This is a genomic window from Pseudomonas sp. Wu6, assembly GCF_019891515.1.
GTDB classification, from domain to species: Bacteria; Pseudomonadota; Gammaproteobacteria; order Pseudomonadales; family Pseudomonadaceae; genus Aquipseudomonas; species Aquipseudomonas orientalis_A.
Map to the genome: position 1 here is coordinate 167,485 of NZ_JAFLXH010000007.1, position 18,879 is coordinate 186,363.

Below are 18,879 nucleotides of genomic sequence, written 5' to 3' on the forward strand. Positions count from 1 at the left end.
TCATGTCTCAGTTTTTCATCAATCGCCCGGTGTTCGCCTGGGTGATCGCGTTGTTCATTGTATTGTTCGGCCTTATTGCCATTCCGCAACTACCGATCGCGCGTTACCCCTCGGTAGCGCCTCCGTCAGTCAGCCTGACGGCCAGTTATCCGGGGGCTTCACCGCAAACGCTTAACGACTCGGTCGTCAGCCTGATTGAGCGTGAACTATCAGGCGTGAAGAATCTGCTGTACTTCGAATCCGCTGTCGACGCATCGGGCACCGCGCAGATCAGCGCCACTTTTGTGCCTGGCACCAACCCCGAAATGGCCCAGATCGATGTACAAAATCGCGTCAAGGCGGTCGAAACACGCCTGCCGCAGGTGGTGCGTCAGAACGGCATGCAGGTCGAGTCGGCGGCGTCGGGTTTTCTGATGATGATCGGCATGACATCGCCCGACTTGCGCTTCGGTGAACTCGCCCTCAACGATTACCTGGCGCGCAACGTGGTGCAGGAGCTGAGACGGATCAAAGGCGTGGGTCGCGTGCAGTTATTCGGCGCTGAACAGGCCATGCGTATTTGGGTGGAGCCGGCCAAGCTGACGGCGTTCGGCTTGACCATGAGTGATGTGGCCCAGGCAGTCGAGCAGCAGAATGCGCAGATCGCCCCGGGTAGATTGGGTGACGAACCCACACTGCCCGGCCAGCGCCTGACGATCCCGTTGACCGTGCAAGGGCAGCTATCAACCCCGGAGCAGTTTGCGGCTATCGTACTGCGTGCCAATGTGGACGGTTCAAAAGTGCTGATTGGCGAAGTAGCGCGTGTCGAGCTGGGTGCGCAATCCTACGCATTCTCCAATCGAGAAAACGGCAAGGTCGCGACCAGCGCCGCCATTCAGCTCGCGCCAGGCGCAAACGCCGTGCGCACCGCCCAGGCGGTGCGCGACAGATTGGCCGAGCTGGCACCCAGCATGCCGACAGGCATGTCGTACTCCATCCCCTTCGACACAGCACCCTTCGTCAAGGTCTCTATCGAGAAGGTCGTGTATACCTTGCTCGAAGCCATGGTCCTTGTATTTCTGGTGATGTACCTGTTCCTGCAAAAAGTACGTTACACGTTGATTCCCGCCATCGTTGCACCCATCGCCCTGCTCGGCACCTTCGCCGTGATGTTGCTGGCGGGGTTCTCGATCAACGCATTGACCATGTTTGGCATGGTGCTGGCCATTGGCATCATTGTCGATGATGCCATCGTCGTGGTGGAAAACGTGGAACGCCTGATGGCTACCCAGGGGTTATCGCCAAGAGCGGCGACGTCCCAGGCCATGAAGGAAATCAGCGGTGCGGTGATCGGGATCACCCTGGTGCTCACGGCGGTGTTCATACCCATGGCATTCGGCACCGGGTCCGTCGGCGTCATCTACCAGCAATTCACCCTGTCCATGGTGGTATCGATCCTGTTCTCGGCGCTGCTGGCGTTGACCCTGACGCCCGCGCTTTGCGCAACGCTGCTGCGCCCGGTCACGCCTGGTCATTACGACAAGCGCGGCTTTTTCGGTGCGTTCAACCGAGCCTTCGAGCGACTCACAGGCCGCTACAGCGAGCGCGTTGGCCAAATGGTCGGGCGCAGCGGCAGGATGATGCTGATTTTTGCGGCGATATGCGCCGTATTGGCCGTTGCCATGGCGCAGTTGCCCTCCTCGTTTCTGCCTGAGGAGGATCAGGGTTATTTCATGACATCGATCCAGTTGCCAACCGGCGCAACCAGCGAGCGCACATTGGATGTGGTCAAGGCGTTCGAAGCCCATGTGGCGTCACGTCCGGCGCTTGCCGCCAACCTGGTGGTGCAGGGCTTCAGCTTCGCAGGTTCCGGCCCCAACACGGCCATGGCGTTCACCATGCTCAAGGACTGGAATCAACGCAATGGTGCGACAGCGAGCAATGAGGCCGCACTGGCCCAGAGCGCGATGACCGACAGTGTCGAAGGCACCACGATGAGCCTGATGCCGCCGCCGATAGATGACCTGGGCACGTCGTCCGGCTACACCTTTTTTCTACAGGATCGGGCAAATCGTGGAGAGCACGCGCTCCTGGCGGCCCAGGCGCAACTGCTGAAACTGGCCGCGCATGACACGCTCGTCAGCGGCGTTTACGCCGATGGCCTGCCACCTGGCGAGAGCGTCCGGCTGGAGATCGATCGGCAGAAGGCCGAATCAATGGGCCTGTCGTTCGCCGCCGTGAACAGCACGTTGTCTTCGGCCATGGGCTCACTCTACGTCAACGACTTTCCCAACGCAGGACGCCTGCAATCCGTCATTTTGCAAGCCGATGCCGCTGCGCGTATGCAATTGGAAGACGTACTGAGCCTGCGTGTACGCAACTCGACAAATGGCATGGTGCCGTTGCGCGAAGTGGTGACGCCGGTGTGGACCGAGTCCCCCCAGCAAATGATGCGCTTCCAGGGTTTCCCGGCGGTGCGCATTACCGGTGGCGCTGCCGAGGGTGTCTCAAGCGGAGCGGCGATGGCGCAAATGGAGCGCCTGGTCGCGCAGTTGCCCCAGGGCTTCGCTGTGGCGTGGACAGGCCAATCGCTACAGGAAAAACAGTCGGCAGCGCAGGCGCCGTTGTTGATGTTGTTGTCAGCGCTGGTGGTTTTCCTGGTGCTCGCCGCATTGTACGAAAGCTGGTCGATTCCGCTTTCAGTGGTGCTGGTGGTGCCATTGGGCCTGCTCGGGGCAGTCGCCGCAGTGATGCTGCGAGGCTTGCCCAACGATGTATTTTTCAAGGTCGGGATGATCACAATCATCGGTTTGTCGGCGAAAAATGCCATCTTGATCGTAGAGTTCGCGCGGCAGTTGCATGCTGAAGGCCGAACGTTGATCGACGCGGCAGTCACCGCCTCTCGGCTACGCCTGCGCCCGATTCTGATGACGTCCATGGCCTTCACTCTCGGCGTTGTCCCCCTGATGCTCGCCTCGGGCGCCAGCGCGGAAACCCAGCATGCAATCGGCACTGGCGTATTCGGCGGGATGCTCAGTGGCACCTTGCTGGCGGTGTTCTTTGTGCCCGCGTTCTTCGTCTTCGTAATCGGCAGCCAGGAACGCTTCCAGGCATGGCGTGCACGCCGCTCCAAAAGCACCTCAACCATGACCCCGGAAAATTAAACATGCGCCTGTTGGTTTGCTTGTCCCTGGCTGGCTGCCTGTCCGCCTGTGTGCTGACGCCCAAGCTGGACAGTCCGGCGCTGCCCGTTCCTTCGCACTTTCCACTGCAGGAAGGGGCCGCGATGAAGTCAGGCGCTTCGTTGACGGCTGCAGCCCTGGGCTGGCGAACGATGTTCGGCGATCTGCGTTTGCAGCGGTTGATTGACCTGGCGCTGCAGAACAACCGTGATCTGCGTCTGGCTACGCTGAATGTCGAAGCCGCCCGGGCCATGTCACAGATTCAAATCGCCGGACGTTTTCCTTCCGTGTCCGCCGATGCAAGCGCCACTCGCGAGCGGGCCGCAGGCGTGAGCGGCCAGGGCAGCGAAAATCGCCAAGTCACTCAGCAGGTGGGTGTGAACGTGGGCATCAATGCGTTCGAGCTGGATCTATTCGGACGTGTACGGGCACTTTCCGATGCCGCGCTGGCACGCTACTTCGCCAGTGAAAATGGCCGTGACGCTGCTCAGATCATCCTGGTGAGTGCCGTTGCCGAGACGTATTTCGCACAGCAACTGGCCCGTGAGCAGTGCCAACTGGCCGAGCGCACACTCGCGGATTGGCGAGTGTCCCTGGAACTGGCTCGCCTGATGAAGACGTCGATGCAGAGCAGTGAGTTGGACGTCGCCCAGGCCGAAAACCAGGTCGCACTGGCCGAAGCCGACTTGCAGGCACGTCAGCGTACGCTTGCCAAGGCCGGCAACGCCCTGCAATTGATTGTCGGCAGCGAGCTGCCCAACGATCTGCCTTCGGCACTGCCGCTGGAACGGCAACCCGTCATCGCACGACTGCCCGCCGAACTGCGGGCTGACGTGCTCTTGACGCGTCCCGATGTGCGCCAGGCCGAACAACACCTTATCGCCAGCAACGCCAATATCGGCGCCGCGCGTGCGGCGTTCTTTCCGCGAATTTCACTGACTGCCTCTTTTGGTTATGCCAGCTCATCAATCGGGGATTTGTTCGACCCCTCGCGGCAGGTCTGGAGATTCGTGCCTCAGGTGACCCAACCGCTGTTCCAGGCCGGGCAGCTGCGCGCCGAACTGGACCTGGCCAAGGTGCGTAAATCCGAAGCCATTGCCCTCTATGAGCGCACCATCCAGACGGCTTTTCGGGAGGTCGCGGACGCCTTGGCCGGTACAGCGACATTCGATAGACAAATCGAAGCGCAACTACGTGCCGTAAAGACCGCGGAACGCCGCCTTGGGCTGTCAACCCTGCGCTATCAGGCGGGGCTGGATGGCAGGCTGGAGCTGCTGGACGCACAGCGCCTGCTCTACGCCGCACGCCAGGCGTTGTTGGAGTTGCGACGTGACGATATCGTCAACACAGTCGCGCTGTACAAGTCTCTGGGAGGGGGTTTGCAGGACCGCAGCGGCGCGGCTATTGCCGCGCCGAAGGGTTGAGCTGACACGAGAAGGGGTTGAGCAGATTCGAGAAACCATGGGCATGAACGCAAGGAGGCGTTGACGCAAAACGTCAACGCCTGCCCTGACTGCACCAGCCCTCAATGACGACTCAGACGACTCAGAACGTCGCCCACACAATGAACTGCATGTAGGTGTTGGTTGAGGCGTCGCCGCTCTGCCGGCCACCGTTGCCCAGCCACTTCTCCGGTTTGTAGAAGCCAATCAGCGGCGACAGCGTGATGTTCTCCGTGACCGCCCAATCGACAAAAAAATCGACCTCCTGCGCAGCGAAGTCCAACTCATGGCGACGGGACAGCTGGTGATAGTTGAACGCCATCGCATTAAGGGTCAACTTCTCGGTCGGCTTGACCGAGAGGAGCACGTCGTGGATCTCCATATTCGAGGTTACGGAGCCCGCATAATTAAGCCCGATTTCTCCCTGCAGGCGCTTGCGATAACCGCCCTGGAACAGGAAGTCCCAGCCTTCGGAATAGCGCGAATAACGATAGCTGACGGTCGGTTGCCATGGCTTGTCGACGAAGGTGTAACCCGCGTCGAAGAACATCGCCCGCTGCGAGCCCGAACGCTTTTCCTGACGGGCCACTTCGAACGCAAAATCGGCGTTCTCGATCCCGGCATTGCCCTGTCCACGGATGCTGTAGACGTTCATGCCCTTGCGCTCAGCCCGATCTCCGAAGGCGTATTTCTCTTCCACATCCAGGCCGTGCACGTAGGTCGAACCGATAGAACCTTACTTTTGCGCTTTTCAAAAGTGAGCCGCCGTCAGGGCGGAACCCTAAGTGGCCGTTACCGCAGCAACGGATATGTACTCGACTGATCCAGCATCCTGGTCGGCCCAGAGGCCGCCATCGGGGGCAAGCCCCCTCCCACATTTGAGCCAGGATCGACTCAAAATCCTGGTCGGCTCTGAGGCCGCCATCGGGAGCAAGCCCCCTCCCACATTTGAGCCAGGATCGACTCAAAATCCTGGTCGGCTCTGAGGCCGCCATCGGGAGCAAGCCCCCTCCCACATTTGGGCCTGGATCGACTCAAAATCCTGGTCGGCTCTGAGGCCGCCATTGGGAGCAAGTCGAATCGTCGCACCGCCCCTCCCACATTTGGACCAGGAGCGCTGTAAATAGATACCTACGCTGACGGGGCCGACGTCGCCAGGCTCTCAAGAAACTCAATGACCAGCCCGTTGAACACCTCGCCTTGATCGTCATGCACATAATGGCTGGCATCCGCGACTTCGGCGGTGCGCACCTGCGCATTGCAGTCGCGCATCGCCTGCAGCGTCGCCGCCGGCAAAAAGTCCGAACGCGCGCCGCGGATAAACAGGGTCGGGCAATCCAGGGCGCGCACCGCCGGCCACAAGTCCGTCGGTTCGATGCTCAGGCGCGCCTCGGCGATGCCTTGCTGATCGTGGCGCCAAATGATCGCGCCCTCGCTCTCCTTCATCGAATGCGCCAGGCGTGACGCCAGGCCCTGCTCCGACAAGCCCGGGCGGGACGCCTGCCAGAAAGCGCGGGCGGCTTGCCAGTCGTCGAACCGCAGGGGGGTCTGGTTCATCTCGCGGCGGATGCGCGCCGCACCGTCGCCCTGGCTCGACGACCCGGGGCCGATGTCTTCGATGATCAGGCCCATCAAGCGTCCCGGTGCCTGCCGTGCGTATTCAAGGGCATTGGCGCCGCCCAGCGAATGCCCCAGCAACACGAAGCGCTGCAAGCCGACATGGGCGACGAAGTCCTGCAGGTCCTCGACATAGGATTGCGTGTGATAGCTCGCGGCCGGGCCCCAGTCACTCAGGCCGCGACCGCGCTGGTCGAGCGCGTAGACACAATAACCGGCACCCAAGGCCTCGACCAGCGACTCCCAGGTCTGTGCATAGGCGCGCAAGCCATGCAACAACACCAGCGGCACGCCGCTCGGATCGCCCCAACGTAGAAAATGCAAACGCAAGCCGGTGCGATTGATGAAAAAGCGGCTGTCTGGGGACATGGGTTTGCTCCGTAAGTACAGTTAAGATTTTCCTGTAGGAGCGAGCTTGCTCGCGAAAAACGTCAACGATAACGCGGGCATCCTGTATGAACGCGGTGCATTTGAGTTCTTCGCGAGCAAGCTCGCTCCTACAGTGGCATCTGGGGCCTGGGTCGACTTAGAAACGGTCGAAACGATAAGGGCTTGGATCGATGATGGGCGTGTGCCCGCTGACGATATCCGCCGCCAGGTGACCCGCCGCCGGTGAAGTACCAAAGCCGTGCCCGGAAAAACCGGTCGCCACGGTCAGCCCGGGAATCTGTGCGACCGGGCCTATTACCGGGTTGGAATCCGGAGTCACGTCGATAGTGCCTGCCCAGGTCTGGGCGATCCGGGCTTGCTCGAATACCGGCCAGGCCGCCTTGAGGTTGTTCATCGCATCATTGTTGAGCCGCGGGTTGGCGGCGGGGTCTTGCATGCGTACACGTTCGAACGGGCTGACACTGTCGGCCGACCAACGCCTGGGCAGCGCCAGGTCGTTGAAAAAATACTTGCCCAGCGACACGTTCAACACGCTGCGCTGCGCACGAAATTGCGGCATGTATTGCTTGGCAAGCAACAGGTGATCGAGGGTCAGAAAAGCGTCCAGCTTGCCTCGCTGAGTAACGATGAAACCGCCATCCTTGTGTTTGCGAAACGAAAAGTCTGGTGCGCCCACGGCAATTTCCGTCGGGCCCTCCATCGGGTGGGTACGCAACACCGAGCAGGTCAAGGCCAGGGTCGGCAATGACACCCCGAGGTTACCCAAGAAGCGCCGCGACCACATACCGCCCGCGAGCAATACCTGGTCGCAGCGGATCTCGCCTTTTTCCGTGACCACGCCACTGACTTTGCCGGCAGACATCTGCAACGTACGCACCGCACACTGCTCGATGATGACCACGCCCAGGGCCATGGCGGCCTTGGCAATCGCACTGCTGGCCAGCGTCGGCTCCGCACGCGCGTCGGACGGCGTGTAGATGCCGCCGGACCAATTGCCCGCGCCGCCCGGCACCAACTGTTCGATCTCGCGTTTGCTCAGCATCCGAGAATCAAGGGACAGGTGGTCGACCGACTTGAGCCAGCCTTCATGCATGGCCAGCTGCGTGTCGTTGCGGGCGACGAACATGATGCCCTCTTGCCGGTAGCCCACATCCGCGCCCACTCGCTCAGGCATTTGTGCCCACAAACGGTCTGCGGCCAGGGCCAGCGGAATATCGTGCGCGTGGCGGCTGGTCTTGCGCACCCAGCCCAGGTTGCGTGAGGACTGCTCGCCGGCGATACGGCCTTTTTCCAGCACCACTACCGGAATATTGCGTTCGGCCAGCGTCAGTGCAGCCGTCAGGCCAATGATGCCGCCGCCGATAATGACGACGCTGGTCGCGGTGGGAAACTCGGTGGACGTATTCACGGGCGCAATCGTCGGGGCCATGATCAAGACTCGATAAGCAATAGAGGTCGGCCGCGCACACGCACGGCCGCATAACGGGTTACTGCGACAGGCGAATGACTTCGACTTGCGCCTTGGAAGCGTTGCGATAAGCCGTCACTTCCAGTTCCACCTTGTAGACCGTCGAGCCCAGCGGCGGGCACGTGACGGTGCTGGCCGGGTCGACGCCGCGAAACTTCTCGCCGATCAAGGCCATTACCGCCGGCACATCCTTGGGGTCCTGGATGAACACCCGCGAGCACACCACATCGGCCAGGCTGGCATCGACTGCCTTCAAGGCCGATTCGATGTTGGCGAACACCTGGTGCGTCTGCTCGAGGATGTCTTCGGGGATCAGCTTGGTTTGCGGGTTGCGGCCGGCGGTGTTGGACACATAGATCCAGTTGTCCACCACCACCAGGCGCGAATAGCTGGCCTGGTCTTCAAACGGGGAACCGGTCTTGAGCTTGATGATTTTTGTCATGTCGAAGGTCTCGTCAGTTGTAAAGGGAATGGCTCAGCGCAGCTCCGGGGTTTCCCACAGATTCAACTTCACGCCGATGCCTCTTTCGATCGCATTGCGGTACACCACCGTGCCCCAGGCCACGTCTTCGACCGGCATGCCGCCGACCGACATGATGATGATTTCTTCATCGTTGCGGCGGCCCTGGGCATCGCCGGCGATGATCTTGCCGATGTCTTCAAGCTCCTCGAGCTGCATCTTGCCTTCGGCGATCATGTCCATGAACCGCACGCCAATCACCGGCACGTTGTGGTGCGCAGGCTTGGGCAGTTCTTCGAACCAGGCTTCGTAAAGGCCAGTGTTGTCCAGCACCTTGCGCACGTCGGCGCGCTCCATGCCTTCGTCCAGCGAACAGGCCGCCGGCATCGCCATGAAGCAACCCGGCTTGACCCACTCGCGCTTCACAATTGGGTACTTTGAGGGGTCGCCCGTCTCACCGGAGCTACAATAAGTAACAAGGTCGGAATCACGGACCACCTCTTCGAGGCTGTCGACCACTTTAATCGTGGTGATCTGCGGGTAGGTGTCCTTCACCCAGGCAAGAAAATCATTCAGGCTCTTCTCGCCACGGCCCTTGATTTTCAAGGTATCGATTAACGGGCAAACGGCGATGAATGCGGCGAGCGTGGTCTTGCCCATCACGCCCGGGCCGAGCAGGCCGACCACTTTCGAGTCCTTGCGCGCCAGGTGGCGTGCACCCACACCGGGGATCGCACCGGTGCGATAGGCCGACAGCAGGTTGGCGGACATATGCGCCAACGGTGCTCCGGTGTCGGGGTCGTTGAGGGTGAACATCAGGATCGAGCGAGGCAGGCCCTTGTCGCGGTTGGCAATATTGGAGCCGTACCATTTGACGCCTGCAGTGCAGAAACTGCCGCCCAGGTAGGCCGGCATCGCCATCATGCGCCGGTCAGCGGTGGGCTTGGGCATGTTCGGGAACGGCGACTCCTTGGGGAATATCACCATTGCGCCGTGGGAATCGTTGTTCGGGCCAGCCATGCGATAGTCGCCGCTATACAGCAGCGCGAACATCTCTTCCATGGTGTTCACACAGGCGAGCATGTCGGTCACGCCGGCGCGGATCATGTCCTGCTCGGACAAGTAGATGAAGTCTATTTTTGTAGTAATGGACATAATTATTCTCGGACTGAAGGTGATATCACCGCGGTAGGCGCGGCTCCACGCTATCGACCTTGAGTATCAGCGGGCGAACTTGGGCGGTATTGTAAATTTCGGACATCGACATCTATTCCGCGCGCAGGAATTGGCGCGATAAATGCGTGAATATTCGCGCATAACACCATTTAAAGGTCCGGTCATGGTCAACCTGTGTGCGCCGCTGAAGCACCACACTGCATACGAACAACCCTGGTTCGTACTCAATTCATCGCGCTATTCGGTAATGCCTTCGGATCACCCGGCGATCTCGCATTTTTACGCCTTCGACGTTGCCCACTCGGCCGACCTGCTGGCGGTTCCGGATGGCTGTGTGGACATCGTGTTCGACTGTGACCCCACGCGCCCCAGCGTGAGGATTTGCGGCACGCCGTTGGTGGCGCAGCGCGTGGAGTTGCTGCAGGGTCATCATTATTTTGGCGTGCGCTTTTCGCCGGGGGTGATTCCCGGCTTTATCACCGTAATGGCCGAGGACCTGACCGAACGGGAATGGGACCTGCTGGAGGTGTCTGCGTTTGCTCAGCGCATTTTCGAGAGCATCGTCCAGGCCCCGCAGTTGCAGGAGCAAATGAAGCTGTTCAACGACTATCTGATCCCGCGCCTGATGGGCAGGACCTCGAAGTTGACGGCCATGGTCATTCAACAGGCGCTCGCCCATCGCGGCGACCTGCGCATCCAACAGCTGGAACACCTCAGTGGCTACACCAGCCGCACCATTCATCGTCAGTTCAGCCAGGACACGGGCCTGTCGCCCAAGACCTTCTGCCGGATCATCCGCTGCCAGGCGGCGCTGGAAACCCTCAATACCCAACACGATGTGTCGTTCTCGGAACTGGCCCTGGACCTGGGCTTTTCCGATCAGTCGCACTTCCTGCGCGACTTCAAGAAACTGGTCAGTACCACGCCCTGCGAATACCAACGCAAAATGCTGCGAAACGCCTATAACGACCGCATCTGCTTCGCCTGAATCCCTATCCCCTGCCCTCGCCGAAAAAATTATTTAGCGCCTCCATCATTTCTCCATAAATCCTACGCTGAACGTGCATGCTGACGAGGCATCATCCTATCCGTTGCTGAACGCCTGCGCGCCGTTGCAGCATTGAGTCACCGCCCAGCACATCGACCGAGCACACCATGACTGAATCACTCCTTGCATCGAGCTCCAACCAGGCACTGGTCCTGATCGCCGAAGACGAGCCGGAAATTGCCGACATCCTCTCGGCCTACCTCAAGCGCGCCGGCTTTAAAACCGCGCATGCTCAGGACGGGCGGCGCGCGCTGGAGCTGCATCAGACGCTCAAGCCCGATCTGTTGCTGCTCGATGTGCTGATGCCCAAGCTTGACGGCTGGATGGTGCTGGCCGAAGTTCGTCATCGCGGTAACACGCCCGTGATCATGCTGACGGCCCAGGATCAGGACATGGACAAGCTCATGGGGCTGCGCATAGGCGCCGATGACTACATCGTCAAACCCTTCAACCCGGCGGAAGTCATCGCCAGGGTCCAGGCCGTGCTGCGTCGATGCGCCGACCAGGGGCATGGCGGTGGCCACAGTGTGCTGCGCGTCGACCCCTTCGAGATCGACATCGACAACCATGAGGTGAGCGTGCGCATCGGCACGCGAAAACAGCCGTTGCAGCTGACGGTGACCGAATTCAGGTTGCTCGCGCAGTTGGCAAAGTCGCCGCGTCGCGTGTTCAGCCGAGCCGAACTGCTGGTGCTCTGCTCCCCCGAGAGCGACAGCCTGGAGCGCACGGTCGACAGCCATATCAGCAAGCTGCGCCGCAAGATCGAAGACCTCGGCCTGCGCGGCGTACCGACCAGCATCCGTGGCGTCGGTTACCGCTTCGGGAGCCAGGCATGAACGTCGGCAGCGGCATGAGCCGCCAGATCATCTTGTCGATGACCGCCGTGGTGCTCTGCGTCATCGCACTCGCGGTCGTCGGTACCTACGTGTTCTATTCGTTGCTGTGGGCGCTGTCGCCGCCGACGCAGTTGGAGCTGGAGTCGGATGAATGGCTGCCCAGCGGCGTGGAATGGGCCTGGATGGGCTTGATCACCTGCGTCAGCCTGGGCGTCGGCGTGGCGGTGGCCGTCAAATTGGCCCGACGCATTCTCATGCCGCTGAACTCGGTGGCGGCCAGTCTGCGCAGCCTGGCTGACGGCGACCTGGATGCACGGGCAGTGGCGCCCGACGTTTCTCCGGGCGAAGCCGCCCGGCTGGTGAATGACTTCAATAGCATGGCGAACCGATTGAAACGCATGGCCGAAGAACAAGCCTTCTGGAACGCCGCGATTGGCCATGAACTGCGCACCCCGCTGACCATCCTGCGTGGCCGTCTGCAGGGGTTGGCCGAGGGCGTATTCGAGCCGGACACCGCGCAGTTCTACAGCCTGCTGAGCCAGGTCGAAGGCTTGACCCGCATGGTCGAAGACTTACGTGTCGTGGGCATGGGGGATAACGGCTACCTGAAACTTGAAATCCGGCAAGTCGAGTTGTCCGATGCGCTGGAGGCCGAAGCGCGGTTGTTCGAACCCAGCCTGAACGCTGCCGGGTTCGCGCTGCTGCTGGACCTGCGCAAAGGCCCCGTGAACTGCGACCCTGCCCGCATTCGCCAGGCATTGCTCGCGCTGCTGGACAACGTGCGCCGGCATGCCACGCCGGGCAAGGTCAGCGTCCAGCTCGGCAGTGACGAACGCGGTCATTTCCTCAGGGTTGCGGATGAGGGGCCGGGTGTCGCCGAACCGTTCGCCGAGCTTATTTTCGATGCGTTTCAACGCGGCGACAGTTCGCGTTCCCGTGCCCAGGGCGGCAGTGGCCTTGGCCTTGCCGTGGTGCGTTCGATTGCACTGGCCCATGGCGGCGCCGTGGCCTGTCGAACACTTGTACATGGCGGCACGTTATTTGAACTCAGTTGGCCAACGGCACCCATTTGACTATCCAATCCTGACAACCGTAGAGCGAGGTTTGCTTTATCAGCACTCACCAAGGTGATGGCATGCGCCTGTGTATTTCCCTATTCAAAAGAGCAACTAAATATCGCCACTTTGCCTTACTGGACATACACGGACGTTGTATCGCTTTCATGAGTTGCGAAGGAGTACCAAGCCCGGGTGACTGGGTGGAAGTCGAAGCAGTCAATCTCGCCTGGCTCAATAAAACGCTGCCTGAACTGGAACGCCAGGCAGCGAATAACCGCACTGTGTAACGCCCGGCTCCCTTGTTTAACGCTCTAGCGTGGATAACTGTTATGCCTACAATGCATTCAGCTCGCAACACTATTACCCTTAAACAACTGGAAGCATCATTGATGCTCTATACGTTCAAACTCAGAAAGTTGCAGCGTTTCTGGATTCCATTGCAGCGGCATGCGCCGTCGTGTGTCCTGGCGCTGTGGCTGGTGGGCGTCTGTGCGTCGTTGATCACTCAGTCCTATTATCACTGGCTGTTGATGGCGCCGGCCATTTGCATCCTGATCACCCTGGAAATCATTATCGAAGAAGTCCAGACCGATCTGTTGTTGATGACCGATGAAGCGCGTTATCGCCTGGGCATCTCCCGCGACGATCATCAACGCGCAACGCGCGCCACAGGTGCACCATGGCATCCGTAACACCGCCGATTCTGCTCGAAGAAAGTAAAAAGCTGGGGCAGCAATCCGCCAGCCAGACGCTCAAGGCCATCGCCCGGGCCTACCCCGGTAAATTGTTCGGCACCTTGTCGCTTGTCGCACTGGAAAATGCGCTGTTGCTGGCCTACCCGCTGTTCGCCGGGTTTGCCGTGGACTCGATCATCCGCGGCGATGCCGCCAGTGCATTGTGGTATGCCGCCGTGGTCCTCGGCTTCTGGGTAGTCGGCGCGGCGCGGCGGGCGCTGGACACGCGGACCTTTACGCGCATCTACGCCGACCTTGCAGTGCCGGTGATTCTCAACCAGCGCCTGCAGCGCCACAGCACCTCCAAGGCGGCGGCGCGGGTCGTGCTGGCACGGGACTTCGTCGACTTTTTTGAAAAGCACGTGCCGACAATCGCCACCGCGCTGGTGTCAATCGTCGGGGCGGCGGGCATGCTGCTGGTGATCGAGCCCTGGGTCGGCCTGGCCTGTCTGCTGGCGCTGCTGCTGTGCGTCACGCTCATGCCGGGTTTTGCGCGACGCAATCAACGCCTGCATGAACGCCTGAACAATCGACTGGAAAAGGAAATCGGCCTGGTGGAAACGGTCGGTGCGCACACCTTGCACCGCCACTATCAGGTGCTGTCGCGGCTGCGCATCTGGCTATCGGATCGTGAAGCCGTGGCTTTCCTGTCCATCGGCATTCTGGCGGCGCTGCTGTTCGTGGTCGCGATCACCCAACTGGCCTTGGCGCCGGCGGTGAAAGCCGGGCATATCTATGCGGTGATGACCTACCTGTGGACCTTCGTCAGTTGCCTGGATGAAGCCCCCTCGATGATCGACCAACTGGCGCGGCTCAAGGATATCGGCAAGCGCGTGGACCCAGGCCTGGCGTGATTCAGCGCGGTGACCTGCGCGTTTCGGAGGGCGATTCACCGAACAGCTCGCGGTAATGCGTGGCGAAGTGGCTCAGGTGAAAAAAGCCCATGGCCACGGCGATATCTCCGACGTTTTTCTGGCTCGGGCAGGTTTCGATCAGGCGTCGCCTGACCGCGTTGAGGCGCAAATTGCGCAAGTATTCAACCGGCCGCATGCCGGTTACCGCCTGAAAACTGTTCTGCAGCGTCCTGCGACTGACACGCAATTGCTCGCACAGGTCCAGGATGCTCAACGGGGTATCGCCACTGGCGATGATCAATTCCTGGCTGCGCCTGACCAGATAGGCGCTGACCGCAAAATTGCCACGCCGGCAACGGACTTCATCGCTGGCGTGACTGAACAGGTCGAGGAACGCACCGAGCAGCTCGTCTTCGAGGATTTTTTCCGACGCCGGGCTGATGGCGTCCGCGTGTTGCAGAAAGTGACGAAACAAGGGGTGAATGCGCTGACGAATGCGCAGCAGTAACGTTTCATCCACGTTAAGCGCGGGCACGCTGGTCAAACGCTTGAGTTGCTCATTGGATAACTCGAAGGCCGCCAGCTTGGCGAAACGCACGGCATCGACGTTGAACGCGAAAAAATGCGTGCCTTCCGGCGCATGCAATACGAACTCTTCGGCATCACGCAGCAGCACTACGCTTTGCGCACTTACCCGCTGCCCCTGGACCACCGGAGGGTTGCCCAGTGACATGGCTGCGCACAAGCGGCCCTGGGGCGAGCGGCCATGCTGCACCACGCGCTTGTCCAGCACCTCCTGGAAGATCTGGAAGCGATCGCCGGACAGCTGCCGCAGCTCACTGGTCAGGCAGCCACGACCGAGCTGGTCATACACCTGCTGCCAGCCATGGATCGAGCCGGCGTGCTGTTGGGAGTCATTGAAGGTTCGGACTTCAGCGAGCATATTCGTCACTCCTCGGCCGCCGGGTTATTGCTATTGGCCCGAAGGGGCTCAGTCGTCCGTGACATTGGTTGGCGTTAGACAGGCACAACGCCCGCCTGGAAAACCAAAGCCAGTTCCGTGCCAAGCATGTGCAGATGATAAGTGCCCGGTTGAATATCCATCGGCGCCAGTAGCGCACCGGAGAGCACCACCTGCCCGGCCTCCACGCGATGACCATCGGCCAGCAGGCGTCGCACCAGCCAGCACAGGTTGAACAGGGGCGTGTCTTCTCGGTCCAGGGTATCGCCGCTCCCCAGATACACACCCTCATGTTCCAGGTGATACGCCACGCAGGCATGCCGCACAGGGTCGAACGGCACATGCGGTCCTACACAGTAAAGTGCGGCGGCGGCGTTATCGGCCAGGAACGCGCCAAGCCCGAAACGCCAGCCTTGCCAGCGGCAGTCGGCGATTTCGAACGCCGGCGCCACTTGGGCGATGGCCGCCAGAATCTCCTCATCCGCGTAGTCGCCCGGTTCCAGCGCGCGCCCGAAGACGAACGCCAGCTCGATCTCAAGCTTGGGCTGGATCAACCGCCCGAGTGACACCGCACTGCCCGGCTCGACCTGCATGACCGTGGTGAGGCCGCCGTACACCGGTTCGTCGAGGCCGAAGCGTGCTTGCGCCGCACGGCCGGCAAAGGCGACCTTCCAGCCGCTCAACCGCTCGCCGCCGGCCTGGCGCCGCACGAGCCCCTGGCGCTGCAGACCGTAGCCTTCCAGCCGGTCCAGCGCTTCGGGCGCCAAAGGAGCAATGGGCTGGACGCTGCGCAAGGCCTCGTCCAGTTCAACGAGCAACGCGTTGGCGCCGCTCATGACAGTTGCTCCGCCAGCTTGCGCAGTACCCCATCAAGCCGCTCCGGGGTGGTAATCGCCGCGACAAAACGGTCCGGACGCACCACCACGATGCAGTCGCGCACCTTGGAGAACCATTCGCCCAAGCGGTTATCCACGTCCTCCACACTCACGGCGTCATTGGCCGTCAGCGGCTGGTTACGCCCCACGCCGCTGCGCGACCGATTGACCTGGATGAAACGCGTGCCCCAACGAGCCCAATACTCGGCCATCGGTTCGCTGAGGTGTGCGCGCGGGTTCACTCGATAACCCAGCACGGCATAGCCGTTGCCGAGGACTTCGTCCAGGCGCCGGCGCTGGCCCTGGGCGTCCTCGATATTGGGCTGGATGAACAGTTGCCCGACCAGGTCATCCTCACGCAATTCGGCCCGCTCGTGATAGACCAGCCCCTTGGTGATGGTCGCCTTGGGTTTGAATTTGAACTCCAGCAAGTGCGAGCGCAGATTGTCGACGCTGTTGACGGCCTGGAACAGCCAGTCGCGCACGCCGGCCATCAGCGGGTTGGTCAAGCCAAGGACAGCACCCATATTGTCGGCCAGGGCGACCAGTTCGGTGGCGTGGCCACGTCGCTCCTGGTCGTAACTGGCCAGGATCGATGGCGCCGCCCGGCCCTGGATGATCGCGGCGAGCTTCCAGGCCACGTTGGCCACGTCGCGCAGGCCGGAATTGAGGCCTTGCCCGGCCCAGGGCGGGGAAATATGCGCCGCATCACCCACCAGTGCCACACGCCCTTCGACAAAGCGCGCCGCGACGCGCGAGTGGTGCGTATAGGCACGAATACGAATGACGTTGAGTTGGTCGACGGCGTCGCCGATATGCCCGTGGATCAGCTTGCGAATCGTCGCCTCTTCGCACATTTTCGCTTCGTCCTCGCCTTCCATCAGCATGAACTCCCAGCGCCGCTGCTGGTAAGGCAAGTAGATGCACACGAAGGGCCGCTGCGGATCGGCATGCAGGGCTGTATAAGGTGCGTCCAGCGTGTCGTTGGCGGTATCGACCACCACCCATTTGCGTGGATGGGTCAACCCCAGCAGTTCAATGCCAAGCTTTTTACGCACCGTGGAGCGGCCGCCGTCGGCGCCGATCGCATAGTCGGCCTGGAGCTGGTAGAGCTCGCCGTCGGCGCCGCGCACCTGCAGCGTCACGCCCTGCCCGTCCTGCTCAAGTTCAAGCAGTTCATGCCCCTGGCGCAACTCGACACTGGTGTGCTGCCCAAGGTTTTCGCGCAAGGTGCCTTCGAGCAGTTGCTGCATGAAAATATTGCGCATCGGCCAGCCGTATTGCGCAGCACTTGGCTTGACCTCGGCAAAACACACACCGCGCGCGTTGTAGTAGCGCAGCGGCACATCGCAAATCATGTCGCGTACCGCCAGTTCGGCGATACCGATGCCCTGCAACACACGCAATGCCTCATCGTCCATGCCCACGGCACGCGGATAAGGCAGTATGCCATCGGCCAGCTCAAGGACGATGCAGTCGATACCGTACATTCCCATGTAGTGCGCGGCCGTAATGCCGTTGGGGCCACCGCCCACGATGACAACCTGGGTTTTCTCCTGCTTCATCGCTATTCACCGCTTTCTTGTTGTGGTTTGGGTCCGGCACCGCGTAGGAGCGAGCTTGCTCGCGAAGAACGCATAGACACTGCATTTATCCAGGATGAACGCGTTATCGTTGACGTTTTTCGCGAGCAAGCTCGCTCCTGCAATTGCTGTGCTTTTATCAGTGCAAGCCGTCAAGGCCCTTTACATCTTCTACTTTCAGCCCGCCCAAGCGTGCATGCAGACGTCCACGCGTGGCGAAAGCCCAGATCACGACGAGCTCATCCGGCGAGGGGCCGTCGCCGAATGTCACCGAGAACGTGTCGTAGTGCGAGCGCACGTAAAGTGCATCCTTGTGCGCCAGCGGCACGTCGATGGTCGAACCCGGACCGCCACGCTTGCCGGTGGACGGCACCCACGACTTGCCACCGCCCAGGGCAACGCGGATCGGGTCGGCGGCCGGGTTGGTGAGGAACGCGTTGCCGTGCTCGTACTCACCCGCGCTACCTACCAGGATAGCCTTGCCGTAGCTTTCGATCTTGCGGGCACCGGCCAGGGCCTGGATGCGCCGGCCAAACTCTTCGCCCAGCAGCGGCGACGGCTCGATCAATTGCGCAAGGTCTTCACTGTAACGGCCGGCGTACGGGTTGGCGATCACGGCGGCCACGGCGTATTTGAACACCGGTTCGCCATCGGCCAACTGGCCACTTTCGTTAGCCAGGGTTTCTTCGACGAAGCTGTACCATTTGCGGATGTGATAGCTGGCGAAATTCGCGGTTTTCATCAGGTGAACCTCGGTTCAAATCGGGTCAAGGGGATCAAGCGTGATGTTGCGACTCGGCGCACGGGCGGCCTTGAAGCGGGCCTTGCCGCACGCATCGTCATGCTCGGTCTCGAGAAAGAATTCCATGCGATTGCAATCGGGGTCGTTGAAATACAGGCCGTTGCCGATTTCATGATCGGTAATTTTCACCACCTCCACCCCCTTCTTCAGCAACATGCCGTAGAGCTGGCGCAAGGTGGTCATGTCACCTTCGATTTCCAATCCGTAGTGCTGCAGGCCCAGGCCGCCCTGGTGGGCGCCCGGTTCTGCACGAATCAAGGCGATGTCGTGATGCTTGGTGCCAAATGCCATCATGACCCAACTTTCGCCCCGGGCACTTTCGTGCATGCCCAGGATGTCGGCGTACCACAGTGCCGACACATCAGGATCACTCACAAATAGCGATAAGTGAGTCCGAAGGATTTTGACTTTCAT

18 protein-coding genes are annotated in these 18,879 nt (G+C 60.9%); 8 read left to right on the plus strand and 10 right to left on the minus strand.

Features of this window, described 5'->3' with window-relative positions; genetic code table 11:
* Nucleotides 1-2 precede the first annotated feature (2 nt).
* Entirely contained in the window at nt 3-3,143 is a 3,141-nt protein-coding gene (locus tag J1G34_RS07265; RefSeq protein WP_222993684.1) for a multidrug efflux RND transporter permease subunit, read from the plus strand.
* A 2-nt stretch (nt 3,144-3,145) separates the two neighbouring features.
* A complete protein-coding gene (locus tag J1G34_RS07270; RefSeq protein WP_065892118.1) occupies nt 3,146-4,585 on the plus strand; it encodes an efflux transporter outer membrane subunit in 1,440 nt (479 codons plus the stop codon).
* A gap of 121 nt (nt 4,586-4,706) precedes the next feature.
* On the opposite strand, the gene J1G34_RS07275 is transcribed toward J1G34_RS07270, so the two are convergent.
* From J1G34_RS07275 to J1G34_RS07295, 5 genes are all read right to left on the minus strand, one after another.
* Nucleotides 4,707-5,318, minus strand: coding sequence for an alginate export family protein (locus J1G34_RS07275; protein ID WP_240997020.1), 612 nt, complete (start codon nt 5,316-5,318; stop codon nt 4,707-4,709).
* 416 nt (nt 5,319-5,734) lie between these two features.
* Nucleotides 5,735-6,589, minus strand: a complete 855-nt coding sequence (locus tag J1G34_RS07280; RefSeq protein ID WP_065885637.1) for an alpha/beta fold hydrolase — start codon at nt 6,587-6,589, stop codon at nt 5,735-5,737.
* A 157-nt stretch (nt 6,590-6,746) separates the two neighbouring features.
* Complete coding sequence (locus J1G34_RS07285; RefSeq protein ID WP_065891966.1) at nt 6,747-8,039, minus strand: NAD(P)/FAD-dependent oxidoreductase; 1,293 nt, start codon at nt 8,037-8,039, stop codon at nt 6,747-6,749.
* 58 nt (nt 8,040-8,097) lie between these two features.
* Nucleotides 8,098-8,520: a RidA family protein gene (locus tag J1G34_RS07290; RefSeq protein ID WP_065891967.1), complete on the minus strand. Its 423-nt coding sequence runs from the start codon at nt 8,518-8,520 to the stop codon at nt 8,098-8,100.
* Nucleotides 8,521-8,553: 33 nt separating this feature from the next.
* Nucleotides 8,554-9,693 carry a tyramine oxidase subunit B gene (locus J1G34_RS07295; protein ID WP_065891968.1) on the minus strand — a complete coding sequence of 380 codons (1,140 nt, stop codon included), beginning with the start codon at nt 9,691-9,693 and terminating at the stop codon, nt 8,554-8,556.
* Nucleotides 9,694-9,877: 184 nt separating this feature from the next.
* Between J1G34_RS07295 and J1G34_RS07300 the strand changes: the two genes are divergently transcribed.
* The 6 genes from J1G34_RS07300 to J1G34_RS07325 all read left to right on the plus strand — a co-directional run bounded on the left by J1G34_RS07300 (nt 9,878) and on the right by J1G34_RS07325 (nt 14,244).
* The gene (locus J1G34_RS07300) at nt 9,878-10,702 is read left to right on the plus strand and encodes an AraC family transcriptional regulator (protein ID WP_065898012.1); all 825 of its coding nucleotides are present in this window, start codon (nt 9,878-9,880) and stop codon (nt 10,700-10,702) included.
* Between the two features lie 167 nt (nt 10,703-10,869).
* Nucleotides 10,870-11,598, plus strand: a complete 729-nt coding sequence (locus J1G34_RS07305; RefSeq protein WP_065885633.1) for a response regulator — start codon at nt 10,870-10,872, stop codon at nt 11,596-11,598.
* Nucleotides 11,595-12,671: a sensor histidine kinase gene (locus J1G34_RS07310; protein WP_222993686.1), complete on the plus strand. Its 1,077-nt coding sequence runs from the start codon at nt 11,595-11,597 to the stop codon at nt 12,669-12,671. The genes J1G34_RS07305 and J1G34_RS07310 overlap by 4 nt, the downstream gene beginning before the upstream one ends.
* A 62-nt stretch (nt 12,672-12,733) precedes the next feature.
* Nucleotides 12,734-12,943 (plus strand): hypothetical protein, encoded by a 210-nt coding sequence (locus J1G34_RS07315; RefSeq protein ID WP_083203298.1) that lies wholly within the window; start codon nt 12,734-12,736, stop codon nt 12,941-12,943.
* A 102-nt stretch (nt 12,944-13,045) separates the two neighbouring features.
* The gene (locus J1G34_RS07320; RefSeq protein WP_240995423.1) at nt 13,046-13,348 is read left to right on the plus strand and encodes a hypothetical protein; all 303 of its coding nucleotides are present in this window, start codon (nt 13,046-13,048) and stop codon (nt 13,346-13,348) included.
* Complete coding sequence (locus J1G34_RS07325) at nt 13,336-14,244, plus strand: ABC transporter six-transmembrane domain-containing protein (protein ID WP_065885630.1); 909 nt, start codon at nt 13,336-13,338, stop codon at nt 14,242-14,244. Before J1G34_RS07320 ends, J1G34_RS07325 begins: the two co-directional genes overlap by 13 nt.
* A gap of 1 nt (nt 14,245) precedes the next feature.
* Here the strand turns inward: J1G34_RS07325 and J1G34_RS07330 are convergent, their stop codons facing one another.
* From J1G34_RS07330 to J1G34_RS07350, 5 genes are all read right to left on the minus strand, one after another.
* Entirely contained in the window at nt 14,246-15,187 is a 942-nt protein-coding gene (locus tag J1G34_RS07330) for a helix-turn-helix domain-containing protein (protein ID WP_065885629.1), read from the minus strand.
* Nucleotides 15,188-15,261: 74 nt separating this feature from the next.
* Nucleotides 15,262-16,041 carry a 2-keto-4-pentenoate hydratase gene (locus tag J1G34_RS07335; protein WP_065891973.1) on the minus strand — a complete coding sequence of 260 codons (780 nt, stop codon included), beginning with the start codon at nt 16,039-16,041 and terminating at the stop codon, nt 15,262-15,264.
* Nucleotides 16,038-17,645 (minus strand): bifunctional 3-(3-hydroxy-phenyl)propionate/3-hydroxycinnamic acid hydroxylase, encoded by a 1,608-nt coding sequence (locus J1G34_RS07340; protein WP_065891974.1) that lies wholly within the window; start codon nt 17,643-17,645, stop codon nt 16,038-16,040. Before J1G34_RS07340 ends, J1G34_RS07335 begins: the two co-directional genes overlap by 4 nt.
* A 157-nt stretch (nt 17,646-17,802) precedes the next feature.
* Nucleotides 17,803-18,405 carry an amino acid synthesis family protein gene (locus tag J1G34_RS07345; RefSeq protein ID WP_065885626.1) on the minus strand — a complete coding sequence of 201 codons (603 nt, stop codon included), beginning with the start codon at nt 18,403-18,405 and terminating at the stop codon, nt 17,803-17,805.
* A gap of 15 nt (nt 18,406-18,420) precedes the next feature.
* On the minus strand, nt 18,421-18,879 hold the full coding sequence (locus tag J1G34_RS07350) for a VOC family protein (protein WP_065885625.1): 459 nt from the start codon (nt 18,877-18,879) through the stop codon (nt 18,421-18,423).

Coding starts and splice junctions, on each gene's coding strand:
- J1G34_RS07265 (WP_222993684.1), top strand. CDS start 3: ATGTCTCAGTTTTTCATCAATCGCCCGGTGTTCGCCTGGGTGATCGCG.
- J1G34_RS07270 (WP_065892118.1), top strand. CDS start 3,146: ATGCGCCTGTTGGTTTGCTTGTCCCTGGCTGGCTGCCTGTCCGCCTGT.
- J1G34_RS07280 (WP_065885637.1), bottom strand. CDS start 6,589: ATGTCCCCAGACAGCCGCTTTTTCATCAATCGCACCGGCTTGCGTTTG.
- J1G34_RS07285 (WP_065891966.1), bottom strand. CDS start 8,039: ATGGCCCCGACGATTGCGCCCGTGAATACGTCCACCGAGTTTCCCACC.
- J1G34_RS07290 (WP_065891967.1), bottom strand. CDS start 8,520: ATGACAAAAATCATCAAGCTCAAGACCGGTTCCCCGTTTGAAGACCAG.
- J1G34_RS07295 (WP_065891968.1), bottom strand. CDS start 9,693: ATGTCCATTACTACAAAAATAGACTTCATCTACTTGTCCGAGCAGGAC.
- J1G34_RS07300 (WP_065898012.1), top strand. CDS start 9,878: ATGGTCAACCTGTGTGCGCCGCTGAAGCACCACACTGCATACGAACAA.
- J1G34_RS07305 (WP_065885633.1), top strand. CDS start 10,870: ATGACTGAATCACTCCTTGCATCGAGCTCCAACCAGGCACTGGTCCTG.
- J1G34_RS07310 (WP_222993686.1), top strand. CDS start 11,595: ATGAACGTCGGCAGCGGCATGAGCCGCCAGATCATCTTGTCGATGACC.
- J1G34_RS07315 (WP_083203298.1), top strand. CDS start 12,734: ATGCGCCTGTGTATTTCCCTATTCAAAAGAGCAACTAAATATCGCCAC.
- J1G34_RS07320 (WP_240995423.1), top strand. CDS start 13,046: ATGCTCTATACGTTCAAACTCAGAAAGTTGCAGCGTTTCTGGATTCCA.
- J1G34_RS07325 (WP_065885630.1), top strand. CDS start 13,336: ATGGCATCCGTAACACCGCCGATTCTGCTCGAAGAAAGTAAAAAGCTG.
- J1G34_RS07330 (WP_065885629.1), bottom strand. CDS start 15,187: ATGCTCGCTGAAGTCCGAACCTTCAATGACTCCCAACAGCACGCCGGC.
- J1G34_RS07335 (WP_065891973.1), bottom strand. CDS start 16,041: ATGAGCGGCGCCAACGCGTTGCTCGTTGAACTGGACGAGGCCTTGCGC.
- J1G34_RS07340 (WP_065891974.1), bottom strand. CDS start 17,645: ATGAAGCAGGAGAAAACCCAGGTTGTCATCGTGGGCGGTGGCCCCAAC.
- J1G34_RS07345 (WP_065885626.1), bottom strand. CDS start 18,405: ATGAAAACCGCGAATTTCGCCAGCTATCACATCCGCAAATGGTACAGC.
- J1G34_RS07350 (WP_065885625.1), bottom strand. CDS start 18,879: ATGAAAGTCAAAATCCTTCGGACTCACTTATCGCTATTTGTGAGTGAT.